Raw genomic sequence first — 18,158 nt, 5'->3', positions numbered from 1 at the left:
GCAGTTAAGAAGGTGCCCATCCTTGGGGCAGGCACGCATTTCAGCAAAGAATCTTTTACCATGAAAAACAAACATCTTATTTTTGCGCTGGGGCTACTGTTGTTCTCCTTCGGTAACCACTTTACGGCGCAGGCGCAGAAACACGGAGTGGGCCTTAGAGTGGGAGGCTACACGTCAGGCATTTCAGGAAAGTTCTTTCTGCAACCAGACGCCGCTTTAGAGGTGATCCTGGGAACTGGCTTTACCAGAAGGGGGTTTCAATTAACAGGGCTGTATGAGAAACACGCTCCTGCTCTGGGCATAAGCAGCCTACAGTGGTTTTACGGCGCCGGGGCCCATATTGGGTCCTTTAGGGGCCGGTATTACCACCCTCGTTCTTATAAACACTATTATGAATCTTATGACCGAACGCTCACCACGGTGGGTATAGACGGAATTGTAGGTTTGGAATATCAGATTACGGAAATCCCGATTTCTCTGGGGCTCGATTTTAAGCCATTTATCGAGGTCAACCGAGACGGACTTTTCCCGTTCGCAGATGGAGCTCTGACCATCCGCTATACATTCTAATGCTTCCCCAAACCTACTTGAAAAGCCTGCCTCGTGCAGGCTTTTTCTTTTTATGGGTTGCTACAGATTAACCAGAGGTTACTTCACAATGATTTTCCCCTTCATCACCGGGTGAAAGCTACAGTAGTACCCGGTGGTCTTGGTGGCCAGCCAGGTCCAGGAGCCTCCGGGAGCTAGTTTAGGCGACTGCCAGGTTTTGCCAGATGTCTCAGTGACGTTGTGCATCACTATGTCTTTATTGAGGAACACCACTTTGTCTCCTTTGCGCACCGTCAATTCTGCGGGTACAAACTTCATCTGCTTTATCTCTACCGTGTGCGTGGCGGGTGAAACGCTCCCCCGCAGGCTAGCAGGCTCCACCAACAGAAAAGCAAGGCACAGGCCGTTGAAACACCACCTGCGCCATTCTTTTACCGTCCTCATTTAGATTTGAATTGTTTTTGCACCATCTGCGCGTGCTCCAGGTGGGTCTGCAACGCAGGAACTATTCCCTGTAAAAGGGCCTTCAACTCTGCGTTCTCAGACTCAGGAATGAGCAGGTTCTTTACCGCTGAAATGACCGCCTTGTGATAGGTTACCTCATTGTCTATATAGGCTTTATCAAAGGCTGACCCAGATTTGGTACGTAAACTGGCTTTTGTTTTCTCAGCGTCTGCCAGCATCTTTTTGCCAACGGCATTGTCTTTGGGGGTTACGCCCAGTTTTTTCACCAGGGCCACCGCCTGGTCAATGACTGCGGTATGGTCGTTGGTCATGGTTTGGGCAAACTCCAGTACCTGCTTGTTCTTAGATTTCTCCTTGGCAATTTTGGCATAGGCAATGTCTATTTTATTGGCAATAACGGCCACAGAGGCTACCTCAGGGTCTGAGAGAGGAGTGGTGCCTTGCGCCTGCACCTCGGGGTTCACCAGGGCACACATCAAAAGGCTACCCATACAAGCAAGCATTCTCTTTAGGTTTTTCATGACATTAAAGGTTATTGGTTTCCCATTAGATGGAGAGTAAGCAAATGCGTTACAAAAAACTTTGTTAAAGTTTACGCCTCTGGCGATGAATTAGAAGAGCACTTCACTAGTGGGGAATGGAGGCTTTGATGGTTGGTTCCGGTTTAACCAAGGCTTCTTATCAACTTGCAATTACCTTGTGCACGCATATCCGCCTGTGGCTGGCGTGGTGTCTGTTCTAGCCTTAAGCTCTTATGCTTGGTTGTTTCATGGTTTCCCTCCGAGCGCTCACGGCCGCGGGGCCCCGTCTTTCCCCCTCGCACTGCCCTTGCGGCCGAGGTGCCTTCTGCGCTTAGTATATTTGTTGCAGGGCCACAAGCGAGGCGCTCGAAGTAAAGACTGGAACTGGGGGAATGCGTGGGGATTGGGTGAGGAGATTTTAGACGCGTTTTGCAGAAAACAGGCTCAAAATGGAACGCCGCTTATTCAACACAGACTCTCCCCTTGAGGGGAGCGCAGCGGGGTGTTTACACTGGAGAACATGCATATCGTCCCCCCTTTGAAGGGGGTGGGGGGATGACCCTCTATTGCTGATCAACTCAGGACTCAGAACTCAGAACTCAGCGCACCCGCCTCCGTTTTTCCAAAAACAGGCCCAAAACGCTCTCCTCCGCTTAATTTGCATCTTCCCGCTCCAGCCCCTATCTTTGCTTTGCTTATCAAGAAAGACGGAGGGATTAGGCCCTGTGATGTCTTAGCAACCCAATTGAGTTGGGTGCTACTTCCTGCCCAACACGGCTGCCGTGTTGGGGGAGATGAGTGACGGAGATTCCTACACCCTGCCCGCCACCTTCCTCCTGCCCTTTCTTGAGCCGCAACCTACCATTTTGGTGAGCAAAGAAGATGACAAGAATTGAGGAAGAAGTACAAAAACGAATTTTAGTGTTGGACGGTGCCATGGGCACCATGATTCAGCGGTACAACCTGCAAGAGGCCGATTACCGCGGCGAGCGCTTCCAAGACTTCCACCTGGACGTGAAGGGCAACAATGATTTGCTCTCACTCACCCAACCCCACATCATCAAGGAAATCCATAGCCTCTACTTTGAGGCCGGCGCCGACATTGCCGAGACCAACACCTTCAGCGGTACCTCCATTGCCATGGCCGACTATGACATGCAGGACCTGGTCTATGAACTAAACTATGAGTCGGCCAGAATAGCCAAGGAAGCCGCCGAGGAATGGACCGCCAAAACACCGGACAAACCCCGCTTCGTGGCCGGCGCCATCGGGCCCACCAACCGGACCGCTTCTTTGTCGCCGGACGTGAACAACCCCGGCTTTAGGGCTATCACCTTTGATGAACTGGTAGATGCTTACACGGAGCAGGTGCGCGGGCTGGTAGACGGCGGCGTGGATTTACTGTTAGTAGAAACCATTTTTGACACCTTGAACGCCAAGGCGGCTTTGTTCGCCATTGACCAATACAGCCAGCAGACCGGCAAGCGTTTGCCGCTTATGGTGTCTGGTACCATCACCGATGCCAGCGGCCGCACCCTTTCGGGCCAGACCGTAGAGGCGTTCCTGTACTCAGTATCGCACATGCCGCTCTTAAGCGTGGGCTTTAACTGCGCGCTGGGCGCGAAACAGTTGCGGCCCCACCTGGAGTCTCTGAGCAAGGCCTCTAAATTCCACATTAGTGCCTACCCCAACGCCGGTTTGCCCAACGCGTTTGGCGCGTATGATGAATCGCCGGAGCAGATGGGCCAGCACATCAAGGATTTCCTGGACCACAACTTCGTGAACATTGTGGGCGGTTGCTGTGGTACCACGCCGCCGCACATCAAGGTCATTGCTGAGATTGCGAAGCAATACCCGCCGCGTCCGTTGCCCACGCTTCCGGCCGTTCCTACCTACTCGGGCCTGGAGCCCCTGACCGTGTTTGAGGGGTCCAACTTCATCAACATAGGCGAGCGCACCAACATCACCGGCTCCAAGCAATTCAAGCGCCTTATCTTAAACGAGCAGTACGAGGAAGCCCTGGCCATCGCCCGTGGGCAGGTGGAGAACGGCGCCCAGATTATTGACGTGAACATGGACGAGGGCATGCTGGACTCAGAGGCCGCCATGACCTTGTTCCTGAATCTGATTGCCTCTGAACCAGACATCGCGCGGGTGCCCATCATGATTGACTCCTCCAAATGGAGCGTGATTGAGGCCGGCCTGAAATGCGTACAGGGCAAGGCTATCGTGAACTCCATCTCTCTCAAAGAGGGCGAAGAACTGTTCAAAGAACACGCCCGCAAGGTGCGCAGCTACGGCGCCGCCGTGGTGGTGATGGCCTTTGACGAGGAAGGTCAAGCCGACAACTTCGAGCGTCGCATCCAAATCTGCGAGCGGGCCTATAACATCCTCACCAAAGAGGTAGGCTTCCCGCCCCAGGATATCATCTTCGACCCCAACATCCTCACCGTGGCCACGGGAATGGAGGAGCATAACAACTACGCCGTAGACTTCATCAAGGCCACCCGCTGGATTAAGGAAAACCTGCCGGGCGCCAAGGTGAGCGGCGGCGTGAGCAACGTGTCGTTCTCCTTTAGGGGCAATGACCCGGTGCGCGAGGCCATGCACTCTGTGTTCCTGTACCATGCCGTAAAAGCCGGCCTGGACATGGGTATTGTGAACGCGGGCATGCTGGAGGTGTACGAGGAAATCCCCAAAGACCTGCTGGAGCGCGTGGAAGACGTGATTCTGAACCGCCGCCCAGACGCCACCGAACGCCTCATTGAGTTTGCCGAGACCGTTAAAAACAAAGGCAAGGAAGTAGTGCGCGACGAAGCCTGGCGCAACGAGCCGGTGCAGCAACGCCTTACCCACGCCCTGGTGAAAGGCCTGGTGGAATACATTGACCAGGACGTAGAAGAGGCCCGCCACCTGTACCAGAAACCGCTTGAAGTAATTGAAGGTCCGCTCATGGACGGCATGAACGTGGTAGGCGACCTGTTTCAGGAAGGAAAGATGTTTTTGCCGCAGGTGGTGAAAAGCGCCCGCGTGATGAAAAAAGCCGTGGCATACCTGCTGCCTTACATTGAGGAAGAAAAAGTACGCGCTGCCGCCTCCGGTGATACCTCCACCCGCCAAACCAACGGCAAGATTCTCATGGCCACCGTGAAAGGTGATGTGCACGACATCGGGAAAAACATTGTGGGCGTGGTCCTGGCCTGCAACAACTACGAGGTGATTGACCTGGGTGTGATGACGCCCACCAGCAAGATTCTGGACGCCGCCCGCGAGCATAATGTAGACGTGATTGGCGTGTCTGGCCTTATCACCCCGTCTTTGGACGAGATGGTGAGCGTGGCCAAGGAGATGGAGCGACAGAACTTCCATATCCCGCTGCTCATAGGCGGGGCTACTACTTCCCGCGCGCACACTGCCGTGAAGATTGCCCCGGCCTACAGCGGCACCGTAGTGCACGTCCTGGACGCGTCTCGCAGCGTGCCGGTAGTGGGTTCCCTGCTGAGCCCCGAGAACAAGGAAAAATTCGCGGTAGACCTGCGGGCGGAATACGACCAGATGCGTGAAGGCTACCTGAGCCGCCAGAAAGAAAAGAAATACCTGCCTCTCAAAGAGGCCCGCGCCAATAAGCTGCCCATTGAATGGAAGGCCGAAGACGTGTATACGCCCGCTAAAACCGGCGTGCAGGAATTCAAAAACTTCCCGCTGGAAGAGCTGGTACCTTACATTGACTGGACGCCCTTCTTCCAGGCCTGGGAGCTGCACGGTAAATTCCCGAAACTGCTGGAAGACCCTATTGTAGGCACCGAGGCCACCAAACTCTACGCTGATGCCCAGGCGCTCTTGAAGCGCATTGTAGACGAGAAACTGCTTACCGCCAACGGCGTAGCCGGCTTGTTCCCGGCCAACTCTGTAGGTGATGATGACGTGGAAATCTACGCTGATGAACAGCGCACCCAGGTGCTCACCCACTTCCGGACGCTGCGCCAACAAGGACAGAAAGGCCCGGGCGTGCCCAACATCGCCCTCGCAGATTTTGTGGCCCCCAAAGAAACCGGCCTAGCCGATTTCACCGGTGGGTTCGCGGTAACGGCTGGCATTGGCCTGGACGAGCTGGTGCAACAGTTTGAAGCCGACCACGACGATTACCACTCCATCATGGCCAAAGCCTTGGCTGACCGTCTAGCAGAGGCATTTGCCGAAAAACTCCACGAGATTGTCCGCAAGGAAATTTGGGCCTACGAGCCGGAGGAAAGCCTTTCCAATGAGGAACTCATCAAGGAAAAATACCAGGGCATCCGTCCGGCTCCCGGCTACCCGGCCTGCCCGGACCACACCGAGAAAACCACCCTGTTCCAGTTGCTGGAGGTAGAGAAACATACCGGCATCACCTTAACCGAGAGCCTGGCCATGTACCCTACCGCCGCCGTTTCGGGCATGTATTTTGCGCACCGGCAGTCAAAGTACTTCGGGCTTGGCAAGATTGAGAAAGACCAGGTAGTGGATTACGCGCAGCGCAAAGGCTTGAGCGTGGAGGAGACCGAGCGCTGGTTGTCCCCTATTTTGAATTATTAAGGTATTTCTGTTTCGGGGCCGTTTTTGGAAAAACGGCCCCGAAACAGAAAACATTTTATCTACAAGAAAGGGGTTTCCCTCCCCTACTGTCATCCTGAAAGGACCTTGTGGGCGAATTAGATAAGGACTGTGGTTAACGCTACTACTGTTCGTTACCGAGATTCCTTCAGGATGGCAAATAAACGTTTTAGCATCCAACTGCTTACATAAAAACACCAAAGGCCAAAAGCTAAAAGATACCCCGACACTACGTCAATGAAAGTTACCGAGCACCTGCACAACGCCACCAACACCCTGTTCTCGTTTGAGATTCTGCCGCCTGTAAAGGGTACCAGCATTCAGTCTATCTACCAGGGCATTGACCCGCTCATGGAATTCAAACCGCCCTTCATCAACGTGACTTATCACCGCGAGGAGTACGTGTTCAAGGAGCGCGGAAACGGGTTGCTGGAGAAAATCACCATCCGGAAGCGGCCCGGCACGGTAGGGATCTGCTCGGCTATCATGAACAAGTACCACGTTGACACGGTGCCACACATCATCTGCGGGGGCTTCAGCAAAGAAGACACCGAGAATGCCTTGATGGACCTCAACTTCCTGGGTATTGACAACGTGCTCCTGCTGCGCGGCGATGCCGTGAAAACCGAGCCCGGTTTCCGGCCGCACAAAGACGGGCACGCCCACGCCTCAGACCTGATCCAGCAGGTGGTGCAACTCAACCACGGTCATTACCTGGATGAGGAGATGGAGAACCCCGTGCCCACCGACTTCTGCATTGGCGTGGCCGGTTACCCAGAAAAACACCTGGAGGCCCCTAACCTGGCCTCTGACCTTAAGTACCTCAAACACAAAGTAGATCTGGGCGCCGACTACATCATCACGCAGATGTTCTTTGACAATAAGAAATTCTGTGATTTTGTAAAAGCCTGCCGCGCCGCCGGCATCACGGTTCCTATTCTGCCTGGCCTAAAACCTATCACGGCTAAAAGCCAGCTAAACGTTCTGCCCCGCTATTTCAACATTGATTTGCCAGAAGACCTAGTAACCGCTGTGGAGGCCGCTAAAACCCCGGCAGATGTCAGACAAGTAGGTATTGAGTGGACTATTCAGCAGTGCAAAGAGTTGGTAGAATTTGGCGTACCCTGCCTGCACTTTTATACCATGAGTAAATCTGAGGCCACGGCTGCTGTGGCCCGTGCTATATTCTAATCCTGCTTTTGGGATAATCCCTTAAAAGGAGCCGCTAAAAGACAAGGACATCCGGATGGCCTTGTCTTTAGCGGCTCCTTAATTCTTCTCTGGCCTAGTCTGAAACATGCTTCTGGAAACAGCTGTTTTTGAACCCAAGCGCTGCCTACTTTAAGCCCAAATGAAGAATGGCGTCTCCTTGGTTGACCACTGGCATATGGTTAATGCCCACCACGTAACCACTCACCAGTGTGGTGATAGGGTGCGTGGCATAGCCATAAGGGTCAGAGACCGCGCCCACCTGTTGCCCGCGGTTCACGGCTTGCCCGTTTTTCACGAAGCTCCGGAACAGCCCCGCCCGCGGTGCCCGAATCCAAGTGGTGCGCTGGCAGATAATAGGCGGATATGAAACCGGCACCGCATTTTCCAGCATGCCCAGATGGTGCAAAACCCGGACGGCCCCTTCCATGCCCATGTTTATTCCTTGCTCATCAAACCGCAAAGACTCGCCGGTCTCATACACAATAATGGTCTTGCCCAGCTTGGCGGCTTCCTGGCGCAAAGAACCAGGCCGGTAATTGGAATTAAGAATGTACGGGGCTCCAAACGCCTTGGCTAAGGCTTCGCTCTCGCCGTGCTCCAGGCGGCAGCGCACCTGGGGGTAATTAGACTTGCTCTGCCCGCCGGTATGGAAGTCAATGCCATAGTCTACCAAAGGCAAAATCTCTTTGGTAAACCGGTCTGCCACGCGGCTGGCCAAAGAGCCTTTGGCGTTGCCGGGGAAACTGCGGTTCACGTCCTTGCCGTCTGGCACCTCACGGGAGAAGTTGAGGAAACCGTAGATGTTGAGGATAGGAATAGCCAGAATGGTACCCTTCACCGGTTTCAGGATCTCGCGCCTGATCATGCGCCGGATCGTTTCCACCCCGTTTACCTCATCGCCGTGCATGCCGGCCAGCAACAACAGCACTGGGCCAGGCTCCTGGGCCCTGAACACATGGATGGGAATGTCTATCTCCGTGCCGCTGGGCAGCCGCGAAATGTTGAGCCTTACCAGCTTGCGGTCTCCCGGAAAAATGGGAATGTCATTGATGATCATCGCCGCTGTCTGGGTTGTTCTTCTGTTTGGGTTTCTTGGTTTTGGGTTTGGCCACCAACAGTTCCGTGAACTCAATAATCTTGCCGGCAATGTCTTTCTGGGTGGCTTTCTCAATGCCTTCCAGCCCCGGCGAGGAGTTGACTTCCAGAATAAGCGGCCCGCGTTTGGACTGCAGCATGTCTACCCCGGCCACGTCCAGGCCCAGCGACTTAGCGGCCATGAGGGCGGCGGCCTTCTCGGCGCGGCTCAGTTTGATAAGGCTGGCGCTGCCGCCGCGGTGCAGGTTAGACCTGAACTCGCCTTCCTTGCCCTGACGTTTCATGGCGCCCACCACTTCACCGTTCACCACAAACACGCGTATGTCGGCGCCCTTGCTCTCGGCTATGAATTCCTGCACAATAATGCGGGCCTTTAGGTTGTGGAAGGCTTCAATCACCGACTCGGCGGCTTTCTGGGTTTCTGCCAAGACCACGCCCAGGCCCTGGGTGCCTTCTAGTAATTTGATCACCAGAGGGGCGCCGCCTACTTCTTTGATCAGTTCTTTGACCTCTTTGGAGTAATTGGTGAAGGCGGTTTTGGGCATACCCAGGCCAGCCCGGGCCATGATCTGGAGGCTGCGCAGTTTGTCTCTTGACCGTACAATGGACTGGCTGGCCACCACGCTTTTCACCTTCATCATCTCAAACTGGCGTACCACGGCCGTGCCGTAAAAGGTCACCGAGGCCCCAATACGCGGGATTACGGCGTCAATGCCGGTAAGCAGTTCGCCTTTGTAGAGAATATGTGGGTCGCCTTTCTCCATGACCAGGTCACAGCGCAGGTGGTCCAGCACCACGGCCTCATGGCCCCGCTGTTGGGCGGCTTCCACCAGGCGGCGGGTGGAATATAATTTAGGATCGCGCGAGAGGATCGCTATTTTCATAAAAGGGAATGTCTTGGGTGAATTACTTCTTTTTGGCTTTGTTCTTGGCCTTGAGTGATAGGTTTTTCCGGGAAACGTCTACGATGAAACGCTTCCGGAGCAGGGTACGGCCCAATAGAACCGGGTACTTTAAATCGCTGCGGTCTGAGAGGGAAAACTCGGTTTCCACCTCCTGCCCATGAAGGATGATCTTAGTACGGATAATGTAGCGTTCCTGCACATCACCGAAAGAACTTTTTACGTTCCGGAGGGAAAATTCTGTAAACTCAAAGGCCTTGTGGTTATAGGCGGGATGGCCTTCGTCCAGCAACTCAAAATGGATGGCGCGTTGTCCGTCTGGCAGGTTCACCTCCCGTATGTTGTTGCAATGGATGGAGGACGTGAAAGCTCCGGTGTCTACCTTGGCCTCAATCTCAAACAGCGCCAGGTCTGGGAAATCAACCATCTCGCGGCGACCTATAATGCTTTTCTCAGGGCTTTTCTTTTTCATAGTAGCTCATGTTTGGCACCGGTGAAAATGCGTTTTGGGGCTGTTTTTCTAAAAACGGCTCTAAAACAGAAACCCGGTGCCCGCTGTGTTCTTACAGGCTGAAGCGTTCCTGGCACTGGTGCTGTTTTGTAATGGTAACGTGCCCATTCGCATCTGTAGTGGTACTGGTTTGGGTGCTACATTCCTGGTGGTCATTGCTTTGCTGTAGGGCAAAGACCGCCACCACCGTTACCAGTACGGCGGTAAAAAAAGCCAGACTTGTTTTCTTACGGTTCATAAAGGCAAATTAGGCCCAAAGCTCCCCTTCCTTAGTGGCGCTTTGGGCCTAATTTGCGAAAAAGAAGCCAGAAACAGAATTACTTTTTGCCGGTGTAGGTAATGCGGTAGATGGCATCATTCATGTCATCAGACACCAGCATAGAGCCGTCTGGCATGAGTTCCACGTCTACGGGCCGGCCCCACTCCTTGCCGTTCTGCAGCCAACCAGAGGCGAAGGGCACAAAGCTAGACTGGCCCTGGGCGTTGGTGCGCACCAGGCTCACCCGGTAGCCAATTTTTTCGGTGCGGTTCCAGGAGCCGTGTTCTGCAATGAATATCTGGTTCTTGTAGGTTTCGGGGAACATGGTACCGGTATAGAACTCCATGCCCAGCGTGCCGCCATGCGGGTTCAGTTTCTGTACTGGGGCCACGTAGTCTGCGCAGTTCTTGCCTTTCCCAAACTCAGGATCCAGGATTTCGCCGGCGTGGCAGAACGGGTACCCGAAGTGCAGACCTTTTTTGGGCGCGTGGTTCAACTCATCGGGGGGAATATTATCGCCCATGAGATCGCGGCCATTGTCTGTGAACCAGAGTTCCTTGGTGGTAGGGTGCCAGTCAAAACCTACCGTGTTACGCACGCCATGCGCGAACACCTCCAGGCCGGTTCCGTCTGGGTTCATGCGCGTGATGGAGGCGAATACCGGGTCTTTGCTCAGGCAGATGTTACAGGGCGCGCCCACGGGCACGTATAGTTTGTCATCGGGCCCAAAGGCAATGTATTTCCAGCCGTGGTGCTCCTCTGTGGGGAATTTATCATACACCACCACCGGTTTAGGTGGGTTCTTGAGGTTGGCGGCAATGTTGTCATAGCGGGTAATGCGGCTGATCTCCGCTACGTACAGGGAACCGTTGCGCAGGGCCACGCCGTTGGGCATTTTCAGGCCAGAGGCAATAACAATTACCTCATCGGCTTTGCCGTCTTTGTTTTTATCTGGCAAGGCGTACACGTTGCCTTTGTCACGGGAGCCCACATACAGCGTACCGTCTGGGCCAAGCACCATGGAGCGGGCGTTCTCTACTTTCTGCGCGAAATAGCTGATCTGGAACCCGTCTGGAAGCGTGATCTTGCCCAGGTTAGCGTCAGTGGCCGGGCTTTCGGTTACGTTTTCAGAGAGGGTGTCTTTGGCGACGGTAGAGGCCTCTTCGCCTTTGGTATTGGTGTCTGGGGTATCTGTTTTGGAAGAGCAACCTGCCAGGCAGAAGAGAACCAGCAAGCCGGCGCTCCATTGGGTGAGAAATGTTTTTTTCATAGTAATAGGTGTAGTAAAGGTTCTGATTTATCTGGAAGTGGCTTTCCGGTTTTTCCGGAGCCAGGTAGCCACCGTGTACAGCAGGTTGGTATGCCCGGTCTGCAAGACCACCAGTTCATGGCGCTCCAATTGGTTTAGGAACTCCTGCAGGCGGTCCTGGGAGATAATCTGGTCATACTGCCCCAGAAACACGGTCACCTCAATGTGGCTGTTGTTAAGGATGCGCACAATCTTACGTATGTCAAAGCTAAGGTTGCTGAAACCGGTCCAGCTGCGGTACACGCGCATTCTCTTCTGCGGCGAGTCCATCTGCCAATTGGCAAATTTCACCAGGCCCGAGCTCACCCACTTTTTACGCTCCAGCCAGTTTAGGGTCTTGAAAAAGCGGGTGGGCCGCAGCACAATGCCCTTGAAGATGCCTTGCAACCAACCCGGATAGGTGGCCAAGCTATAAAGTAGATGGGTTCTAATGCCGTCTGGGGCAATCAGGTAGAGCTCGTCCATCTGGTCATGGAATTTCTCCAGGGTAGCCAGCGCAAACTTACCACCCATACTGAACGCCATCACCGAGAACCGCCCAATCTGCTCCTTTTCCAGTAAGCCCTGAATGAATTCCTGCAACTTTCTTTTAGACAGCGGCTGGTCTGCTTTGCTGAGCGTGCTTTGCCCGTGAAAAAACACGTCTACCGCATACACCGTGTAATCTGGCTGCAGCGTGCGCGCCATGGCATCATAGTAGTGCCCCTCCTGCCCATACCCATGAAACGCTACCAGCGCCTTAGGCCCGTTGCCCATGACGCGGTAATGCAGTTTAGAGGAATTGAGTTGAATAAAGGGCACGGGTTGGCAAATGGGTTAGGTATTTTGGGTTCCGGGCGCAAGTTATCGCCCAAAGCGTTTTCTTCTACGGATAAAGTTTACGCAAGAGTTGTTTTGGGGGTGTTTTTCTGAAAAGAGGCTGGAAACGACTTTTGTTATTCTAACGCAAAGTAATCCTAAAAACCTCCAGGTACACTTAGCTCCTTCATTGCCCTCCCCACGCTGTCATCTTGGAAAGATCTTGTGGGCGAACTAGACAGGCTTCTAAGTAAGCCCTATTACCACTTTCCCATAAGGTCTTTTCAAGATGACAATACGAGGAGAAAAAAATTAGATCGCCTTCACTGCCTTGCATTAACTAAGGCAGTAAAGGCGATCTAATTGATAAAGACCAGTACCTACTTATTCTCCACCGTCGTCACCCGGCTGCTACGGCCTGCGGCGTCAAAGACTGCCAGGGAAATTTTCCCTTTCTCCACAATAGGTCCTGTGTACACCTTGCTTTTCACCGTAGGCGCGGTGCCGTTGGTGGTATATCTAATGGTGAACCCGGGCAGCTGCACGTTAGCCACTACTTTGCCGTTCTCCACTTTGGCGCCTGCAGTAGGAATGCGGTAGTTGAAGCCACCGGCGTAATAGCTCAGGCGGGGCAGCTCGCGTTTGCCCAACACGTTCACGAAGGCAGACCAATCTTGGGCGTAGGCGGCCTTGCTTTGGTCCGACTCAGGGTTGGTGGCCCAGGCAGGATCTGTGGCCCAGGCGCGTTCGGCTAAGCCCAGCAGTTTGGGGAGGAGCATATATTCCAGGCGTTCAGGGGTACGTACGGCTTCGCTCCAGAGCGGGGCCTGCAGGCCTACAATGTTGGCGCGGACCTCTGGTTTCAACTGCTCTTTAGTGGCATAAGAAGAAAGCACGGTAGCTGAGAGAGGTTGGTTGTCTTCGCTTACCCGCATACTTTTCATGTAGTCAAACGGAATGAAGTAGAACGTCTTGTCCAGGTCCACGTAGCCGCCCCAGTTATGGCCGGGCTCATCATATTCGCGCTGATAGGCCAGGTCTAAGTAATAATGCGACACATTGGTCAGGACTACCTTGTAACCGGCATTGGCCATACGGTAGGCCAGATCAATGTTGTTGCCCTGGTTGTTCCAGACATCCACATGAAAGTTCTCCTTCACAAAATCTGGGTTGGGCACGTAGCTCAGGCGGCCGTTGGTGCGCACCTTGCTTAGGCCAATTTCCTCCCAGCCCGACAGGTAGAGGTTACGCGCCTTGAGCATGTCGTTCACCTTCCCGAAGAAGTAATACCACAGATCATCTACGGTCTTCATTTTGGGGTTGCTGGCAATCAGGTTCTGCGCCACCGGCGATTTCTCCCACACCCCGTTGGGTACCTCGTCACCGCCAAAGTGGATGGTCTCAATAGGCGCCCCAGCTTCTTTGTACATGGCCAGCAACTCATCCGTTACCTTCTCTAGGAAAGCATAGGTAGACGGCAAGGCCACGTTTATGACGTTGTCATTGAAATACTGCACCGACCGGTACACCGATTTATCGTTCACATCGCGCAGCATGTACTGCTCGGCTTCGGCCTTTTTGCCGGCCTTCATGAGGCGCTCATAGCGGGCATCCATTGACTTGACGGCGGCCCGGGCGTGACCAGGGGTTTCTATCTCCGGAATCACTTTAATGTGCCGGTCCATGGCATATTTCAGGATCTCAATAAAGTCTTTCTTGCTGTAGTACCCGCTGCCCGTAGAAGTAGCCGCATCAGGCCCAGAGGCCAGGGCAGGAATCAGGAATTCTTTCTCATCCAGGGTGTGGCCGCGACGGGCGCCTACCTGGGTAAGTTCGGGCAGGCCCGGTATCTCTATGCGCCAGCCCTCATCATCATTCAGGTGGAAGTGCAGCACGTTGAGTTTGTAAAGCGCCATCAAATCCAGCACTTTCAGGACCTGCTCCTTTTTCTGGAAGTTACGCACCACATCCATCATATACGCGCGGTGCCCAAACCTGGGGTTGTCCTTCACCAACACCCCGGCCACAGGCACAGAGGTCTGTTTTTTGGCTAACGCCGAAGGCGGAAGCAAGGTCTTCAGGGATTGGGTACCGTAAAAAGCCCCGGTGGGCGTGGTGGCAGAGATGAGTATCTCCTGCGGACTCACCGCCAATTCATACCCTTCGGGGCCCAGGCCAATCTTTTGCTGCAACCTAATGGCTTTGCCGGTTCCGGTGGTGGTCACCGCCGGCTTCTTCCCGAACACGGTGGCCAGGTGCCCTGCCAGTTGGTTGGCCTCTTTCTGAAAAGCCTGGTTTGTGACCACCGGCACATTAGCGGTTAGGGTAAAGGTCTGGCCAGTCTCCTGGTACTCTGTAGGCGTAGGGAAAACCTTGGTCAGCTTGTCAGCGGGCAGGTCTTTGATGAGGCTGTTCTGCTGGTAAATGCCATCGGCCGTAATCCAGTTGATGCTGTTATGGGTAGGTTTCTTAATCTCCACTTCCACTGCATGGCCCTGGCTTTTGTTATCGTCATAGACCAGGTAAAAGCCTTTGGGCGTACGATAGTCATTGGGAATCTGGCCAGCGGCTACAAACTCTATCTTCTGCGAGGCCCCGGCCGGAATGGCCTTGAAAACAGCGGTTGGTTCCATGCGCAACAGATCACCGTTGATGGGCTCTACCTTCACGGGTGCCTCAGCGGCGTTAGCCTTGAACGAAGGCGTGGAATGGAAATACAGGCTCCAACCCGTGGCCGGTAACGGCGCTGTGCCCTTGTTCTGGATGGTGAGCCTGGACAAGGTCTGGTTTTTACCCTGGTACTTTTCCTCCAGCACTTCCCAGAGCAGGTGAAGCTGTTTGGCTTGTACTTTTTTAGCGCCTGTTGTTTGCGCCAGGGCCACAGAGGAAAGCGAGAAAAGGCTTAGAAAAACAAAGAGAAGGTACTTCATGAGGGATATAGAATTTACTGAACAGAATACGCGACTACAACTGGAAAAAGAGCAGGACGTTTCCCAAAATGGTGCAACACTTCCTCTTCCCGATGCCTAAATATATCACAACCGTCCCATATTTCTGTTTCCTGAGCGGTTTATTGCAAATATCCTGCCTGCTGTAGGCTCATAAAGACAAACCCCGTTTCGGGGCTGTTTTCTCAAAAACAGCCCCGAAACGGGGTTTCTGGTATTCTGCCGCAAGTTTAGCGCTAGCGTAACTTGTGGCTTGCCCTAGAGTAAGTTTATAAACTTACGTACCCCATGTACTTGCAACATGCCTTATTTCCCGGCAGAAGAAAGGGAGTTGAAAACTCCCTAAAATTAAAAACCACAAGTTACGCTAGCGCTAAACTTGCGGCAGGTTTTTCTGTTTTAAGTCTATTTTACAAAAAACAGGCTCAAAACAGAAGGACCTATAAACTGGAAACGCCCCCAGACACAATGAACTTCATCATTTCCCCACTAGGGATGTCCAGGTACGTCACATTCTCCCGGTCCACCAGAAAAAGCTCACCGGAGAAGTTATAGGAGTGCGGGAAATAAACGGCCACTTTTTCTGGCAGGTGAATTGCTTCCATGGAAGGCTGCGTAACAAAGCCTAGTTTAAAGGTGTCCTGGTACTGGGTCATTTTCACCAGAACCGGTTGGTTGAACTTCTGGTTCTCGCCTACAAAGGCATCAAATAAGTCTTTGAGCGAGGAGTAGATCATACTCACCAGGGGCAGGCGGTTCATAACCCGCTCGGTGATTACCAAGAAGGGCTTCACCAGGAAGGAAGAGCCTACAAACCCCACTATGGTCACCAGCAGGATAATCAGCAGCAGGCCAAGCCCAGGGTATTGCAACCAGAAAAGATCATCCAGCCAATTAATGATGGCTACAATAATGTAAACGGTAAGTGAGATGGGGGCTACAATCAGAAAGCCATTTAAAAAATAGCGCAGCAGTCGTTTCATGTTCAGGAAGATAGGAAAAAAGCCCCGTCTCCGGGGCTTTCCAATATACTCATTCTCTAATATTTTGTTTTTACGGCTACGCCACCGGTTGGTGCTGGGCCTGAATGGCGTCTGCCACTTCCTGCATCAGCCACATAGGCGTAGAAGTGGCCCCGCAGATACCTACAGAGGCAGCGTCTTTAAACCAGGCCATGTCCAGTTCCTGGGCGTTCTCCACAAAGTAGCTGTTCGGGTTTACCCGCTGGCACACCGCGTACAGCGCCTTGCCATTAGAGCTTTTCTTGCCGCTTACAAAAATAACCACGTCATGCAGCTGCGCGAACTTGTCTAGCTGCGGCTCACGGTTAGACACCTGGCGGCAGATGCTGTCATTGGCATCCAGGGTGAAAGTTTCACCGCCGGTGGTGCGGGCGGCGGCCACGCGCTCCTCAATAAGCTCCTTCATCTTGTAGAAGCCTTTGGTGCTCTTGGTGGTTTGGCTGAACAGCGTAATAGGACGGGTAAAGTCCAGTTGATCCAGGTCTTCCTCGGTGGTCACCACAATGGCTTCGTTGCGGGTCTGGCCGGCCAGGCCAATCACCTCGGCGTGGCCCTGCTGCCCATAGAGCACAATCTGGCCGTTCTGGGTTTTCACGTTATCATAGGCATGCTTGACGCGGTTCTGCAGTTTTAGCACCACCGGGCAAGAGGCGTCAATAAGCTCCAGATTATTCTCTAATGCAGTTTGGTAGGTTTCCGGCGGCTCGCCGTGCGCCCTGATCAGGACTTTGCAGTCACGGAGTTCCTGCAGCTGCTCGCGGTCAATGATGCGCAGGCCTTTGTTATACAAACGCTGCACTTCCATGCTGTTGTGCACAATGTCACCCAGGCAGTACAGTTCGGGCACTTCCTCCAACTCATCTTCGGCCATCTGAATGGCGAACTCTACCCCAAAACAGTAGCCTGAGTTTTTATCTATGGTTACGTTCATATCAAGGACACAAGTATCAAGAGGTAAGACATTAGACAAATCATGCCAGGGAAATCCTGGTTGACGCTCTTCTTACTTTACTTTTTAACAAATCGTTTACCTGGCTAGTTCTATCTGCACCTGCGCAGAGGCCACTAAATCCAATACAAAATCTACCTGCTCATCAATGGTGATGTGCGAGGTGTCCAGCAAATGGGCATCTTCGGCGCGGCGCAATGGACTTTCGGCGCGGGTAGAGTCAATATGGTCACGCTTTTTCAGGTTTTGTACAATCTCGTCATACGGCACCATCTGGCCTTTCTCCAGCAGTTCTTCCTGGCGGCGACGGGCGCGGGTGTCCACATCGGCAGTCATAAACACTTTTACCTCAGCGTCTGGGAAAACGGCGGTGCCGATGTCGCGGCCGTCCATGACCACACCGCGGCGCTTGCCCATTTTCTTCTGCTCGGCCACCATAGCGTGCCGCACAGGGGCAAGCACGCTCACCTCGCTCACCTTCTCAGAGATGTACATCTTGCGTATTTCGTCTTCCACGTTCAGGCCGTTCAAAAACACCTCATTGCGGCCGTTCTTGGGGTTTCTGTGGAAGGTCACCTCAATGTTACTCAAGGCTTCCTGCACCTTTTTAGGGTTGGTGAGGTCAATATAATGCTCCAGAAAATACAGGGTAACCGCCCGGTACATGGCCCCGGTGTCTATGTAGGCGTAGCCTAATTCTTTTGCCACTTGCTTGGCGGTGGTGCTTTTGCCGCAGGAGGAGTGTCCGTCAAGCGCTACTACAATTTTCTTCATACCTTTCCTTAGGGAAATTGAGGATTAGCAATCTTTGGTGGGGCAGGGAATTCCCTTGCCCGAGCGCTGTTGGCGCTGGTAACTTTTGGTCTTCTTGCTCAACGAGGACGAAGATTTGTGCGTACAGGCAGGGCTTACCGCCCCCAGCGCCAGGCACCAGATCAACCCAAAGGAAAAAAACTTTCTCAAAACCATTAACTTTGGACGCAAAGATACACGTTATCTGCCGGAACCGCCACGGGATTTTAGTACTA

At 53.4% G+C, this 18,158-nt stretch carries 16 protein-coding genes and 1 riboswitch; of the genes, 3 read left to right on the top strand and 13 right to left on the bottom strand.

Annotated elements, in window-relative coordinates; translation table 11 throughout:
* Positions 1-60: 60 nt before the first annotated feature.
* Positions 61-570: a hypothetical protein gene (locus ACYVJQ_RS15905; RefSeq protein ID WP_460894098.1), complete on the top strand. Its 510-nt coding sequence runs from the start codon at positions 61-63 to the stop codon at positions 568-570.
* A 78-nt stretch (positions 571-648) separates the two neighbouring features.
* Here the strand turns inward: ACYVJQ_RS15905 and ACYVJQ_RS15900 are convergent, their stop codons facing one another.
* Together ACYVJQ_RS15900 and ACYVJQ_RS15895 are read right to left on the bottom strand one after the other, a co-directional pair.
* The gene (locus tag ACYVJQ_RS15900) at positions 649-993 is read right to left on the bottom strand and encodes a plastocyanin/azurin family copper-binding protein (RefSeq protein WP_460894097.1); all 345 of its coding nucleotides are present in this window, start codon (positions 991-993) and stop codon (positions 649-651) included.
* Positions 990-1,535, bottom strand: coding sequence for a DUF4142 domain-containing protein (locus ACYVJQ_RS15895; RefSeq protein ID WP_460894096.1), 546 nt, complete (start codon positions 1,533-1,535; stop codon positions 990-992). Before ACYVJQ_RS15895 ends, ACYVJQ_RS15900 begins: the two co-directional genes overlap by 4 nt.
* Positions 1,536-2,227: 692 nt before the next feature.
* A riboswitch (SAM riboswitch) is annotated at positions 2,228-2,336 on the top strand.
* 81 nt (positions 2,337-2,417) lie between these two features.
* On the opposite strand from ACYVJQ_RS15895, the gene metH reads away from it, so the two are divergent.
* Both metH and metF read left to right on the top strand, forming a co-directional pair.
* The gene (metH, locus tag ACYVJQ_RS15890) at positions 2,418-6,107 is read left to right on the top strand and encodes a methionine synthase (protein WP_460894095.1); all 3,690 of its coding nucleotides are present in this window, start codon (positions 2,418-2,420) and stop codon (positions 6,105-6,107) included.
* 255 nt (positions 6,108-6,362) lie between these two features.
* Positions 6,363-7,316: a methylenetetrahydrofolate reductase [NAD(P)H] gene (gene metF / locus ACYVJQ_RS15885; RefSeq protein WP_460894094.1), complete on the top strand. Its 954-nt coding sequence runs from the start codon at positions 6,363-6,365 to the stop codon at positions 7,314-7,316.
* 145 nt (positions 7,317-7,461) lie between these two features.
* On the opposite strand, the gene ACYVJQ_RS15880 is transcribed toward metF, so the two are convergent.
* The 11 genes from ACYVJQ_RS15880 to ACYVJQ_RS15830 all read right to left on the bottom strand — a co-directional run bounded on the left by ACYVJQ_RS15880 (position 7,462) and on the right by ACYVJQ_RS15830 (position 18,093).
* Complete coding sequence (locus tag ACYVJQ_RS15880; protein WP_460894093.1) at positions 7,462-8,394, bottom strand: succinylglutamate desuccinylase/aspartoacylase family protein; 933 nt, start codon at positions 8,392-8,394, stop codon at positions 7,462-7,464.
* Entirely contained in the window at positions 8,381-9,316 is a 936-nt protein-coding gene (gene rimK / locus ACYVJQ_RS15875; protein ID WP_460894092.1) for a 30S ribosomal protein S6--L-glutamate ligase, read from the bottom strand. The genes ACYVJQ_RS15880 and rimK overlap by 14 nt, the downstream gene beginning before the upstream one ends.
* Positions 9,317-9,338: 22 nt before the next feature.
* Entirely contained in the window at positions 9,339-9,806 is a 468-nt protein-coding gene (locus tag ACYVJQ_RS15870; protein ID WP_460894091.1) for an ATP-dependent zinc protease family protein, read from the bottom strand.
* A 91-nt stretch (positions 9,807-9,897) separates the two neighbouring features.
* A complete protein-coding gene (locus ACYVJQ_RS15865; protein WP_460894090.1) occupies positions 9,898-10,083 on the bottom strand; it encodes a hypothetical protein in 186 nt (61 codons plus the stop codon).
* Between the two features lie 79 nt (positions 10,084-10,162).
* Positions 10,163-11,374, bottom strand: coding sequence for a PQQ-dependent sugar dehydrogenase (locus ACYVJQ_RS15860; RefSeq protein ID WP_460894089.1), 1,212 nt, complete (start codon positions 11,372-11,374; stop codon positions 10,163-10,165).
* Positions 11,375-11,401: 27 nt separating this feature from the next.
* Positions 11,402-12,214, bottom strand: a complete 813-nt coding sequence (locus tag ACYVJQ_RS15855; RefSeq protein WP_460894088.1) for an alpha/beta hydrolase — start codon at positions 12,212-12,214, stop codon at positions 11,402-11,404.
* A gap of 377 nt (positions 12,215-12,591) precedes the next feature.
* Positions 12,592-15,141: a family 20 glycosylhydrolase gene (locus ACYVJQ_RS15850; protein WP_460894087.1), complete on the bottom strand. Its 2,550-nt coding sequence runs from the start codon at positions 15,139-15,141 to the stop codon at positions 12,592-12,594.
* A 458-nt stretch (positions 15,142-15,599) separates the two neighbouring features.
* Positions 15,600-16,142 carry a DUF502 domain-containing protein gene (locus tag ACYVJQ_RS15845; RefSeq protein WP_460894086.1) on the bottom strand — a complete coding sequence of 181 codons (543 nt, stop codon included), beginning with the start codon at positions 16,140-16,142 and terminating at the stop codon, positions 15,600-15,602.
* Positions 16,143-16,218: 76 nt separating this feature from the next.
* On the bottom strand, positions 16,219-17,112 hold the full coding sequence (locus tag ACYVJQ_RS15840; protein ID WP_460894085.1) for a 4-hydroxy-3-methylbut-2-enyl diphosphate reductase: 894 nt from the start codon (positions 17,110-17,112) through the stop codon (positions 16,219-16,221).
* 96 nt (positions 17,113-17,208) lie between these two features.
* The gene (gene cmk / locus ACYVJQ_RS15835; RefSeq protein ID WP_460894084.1) at positions 17,209-17,904 is read right to left on the bottom strand and encodes a (d)CMP kinase; all 696 of its coding nucleotides are present in this window, start codon (positions 17,902-17,904) and stop codon (positions 17,209-17,211) included.
* Positions 17,905-17,928: 24 nt separating this feature from the next.
* Positions 17,929-18,093 (bottom strand): hypothetical protein, encoded by a 165-nt coding sequence (locus ACYVJQ_RS15830; RefSeq protein WP_460894083.1) that lies wholly within the window; start codon positions 18,091-18,093, stop codon positions 17,929-17,931.
* Positions 18,094-18,158 lie beyond the last annotated feature (65 nt).

It is taken from the genome of Rufibacter soli, from assembly GCF_054781795.1.
The sequence above is the reverse complement of the archived record's forward strand: the minus strand, read 5'-3'. Positions and strand labels throughout refer to the sequence as shown.

Bases quoted from the DNA above. Each gene is read 5' to 3' on its own strand.
- ACYVJQ_RS15845 (WP_460894086.1), bottom strand. From the start codon at position 16,142: ATGAAACGACTGCTGCGCTATTTTTTAAATGGCTTTCTGATTGTAGCC.
- rimK (WP_460894092.1), bottom strand. From the start codon at position 9,316: ATGAAAATAGCGATCCTCTCGCGCGATCCTAAATTATATTCCACCCGC.
- metH (WP_460894095.1), top strand. From the start codon at position 2,418: ATGACAAGAATTGAGGAAGAAGTACAAAAACGAATTTTAGTGTTGGAC.
- ACYVJQ_RS15880 (WP_460894093.1), bottom strand. From the start codon at position 8,394: ATGATCATCAATGACATTCCCATTTTTCCGGGAGACCGCAAGCTGGTA.
- metF (WP_460894094.1), top strand. From the start codon at position 6,363: ATGAAAGTTACCGAGCACCTGCACAACGCCACCAACACCCTGTTCTCG.
- ACYVJQ_RS15895 (WP_460894096.1), bottom strand. From the start codon at position 1,535: ATGAAAAACCTAAAGAGAATGCTTGCTTGTATGGGTAGCCTTTTGATG.
- ACYVJQ_RS15870 (WP_460894091.1), bottom strand. From the start codon at position 9,806: ATGAAAAAGAAAAGCCCTGAGAAAAGCATTATAGGTCGCCGCGAGATG.
- ACYVJQ_RS15860 (WP_460894089.1), bottom strand. From the start codon at position 11,374: ATGAAAAAAACATTTCTCACCCAATGGAGCGCCGGCTTGCTGGTTCTC.
- cmk (WP_460894084.1), bottom strand. From the start codon at position 17,904: ATGAAGAAAATTGTAGTAGCGCTTGACGGACACTCCTCCTGCGGCAAA.
- ACYVJQ_RS15900 (WP_460894097.1), bottom strand. From the start codon at position 993: ATGAGGACGGTAAAAGAATGGCGCAGGTGGTGTTTCAACGGCCTGTGC.
- ACYVJQ_RS15850 (WP_460894087.1), bottom strand. From the start codon at position 15,141: ATGAAGTACCTTCTCTTTGTTTTTCTAAGCCTTTTCTCGCTTTCCTCT.
- ACYVJQ_RS15905 (WP_460894098.1), top strand. From the start codon at position 61: ATGAAAAACAAACATCTTATTTTTGCGCTGGGGCTACTGTTGTTCTCC.
- ACYVJQ_RS15865 (WP_460894090.1), bottom strand. From the start codon at position 10,083: ATGAACCGTAAGAAAACAAGTCTGGCTTTTTTTACCGCCGTACTGGTA.
- ACYVJQ_RS15840 (WP_460894085.1), bottom strand. From the start codon at position 17,112: ATGAACGTAACCATAGATAAAAACTCAGGCTACTGTTTTGGGGTAGAG.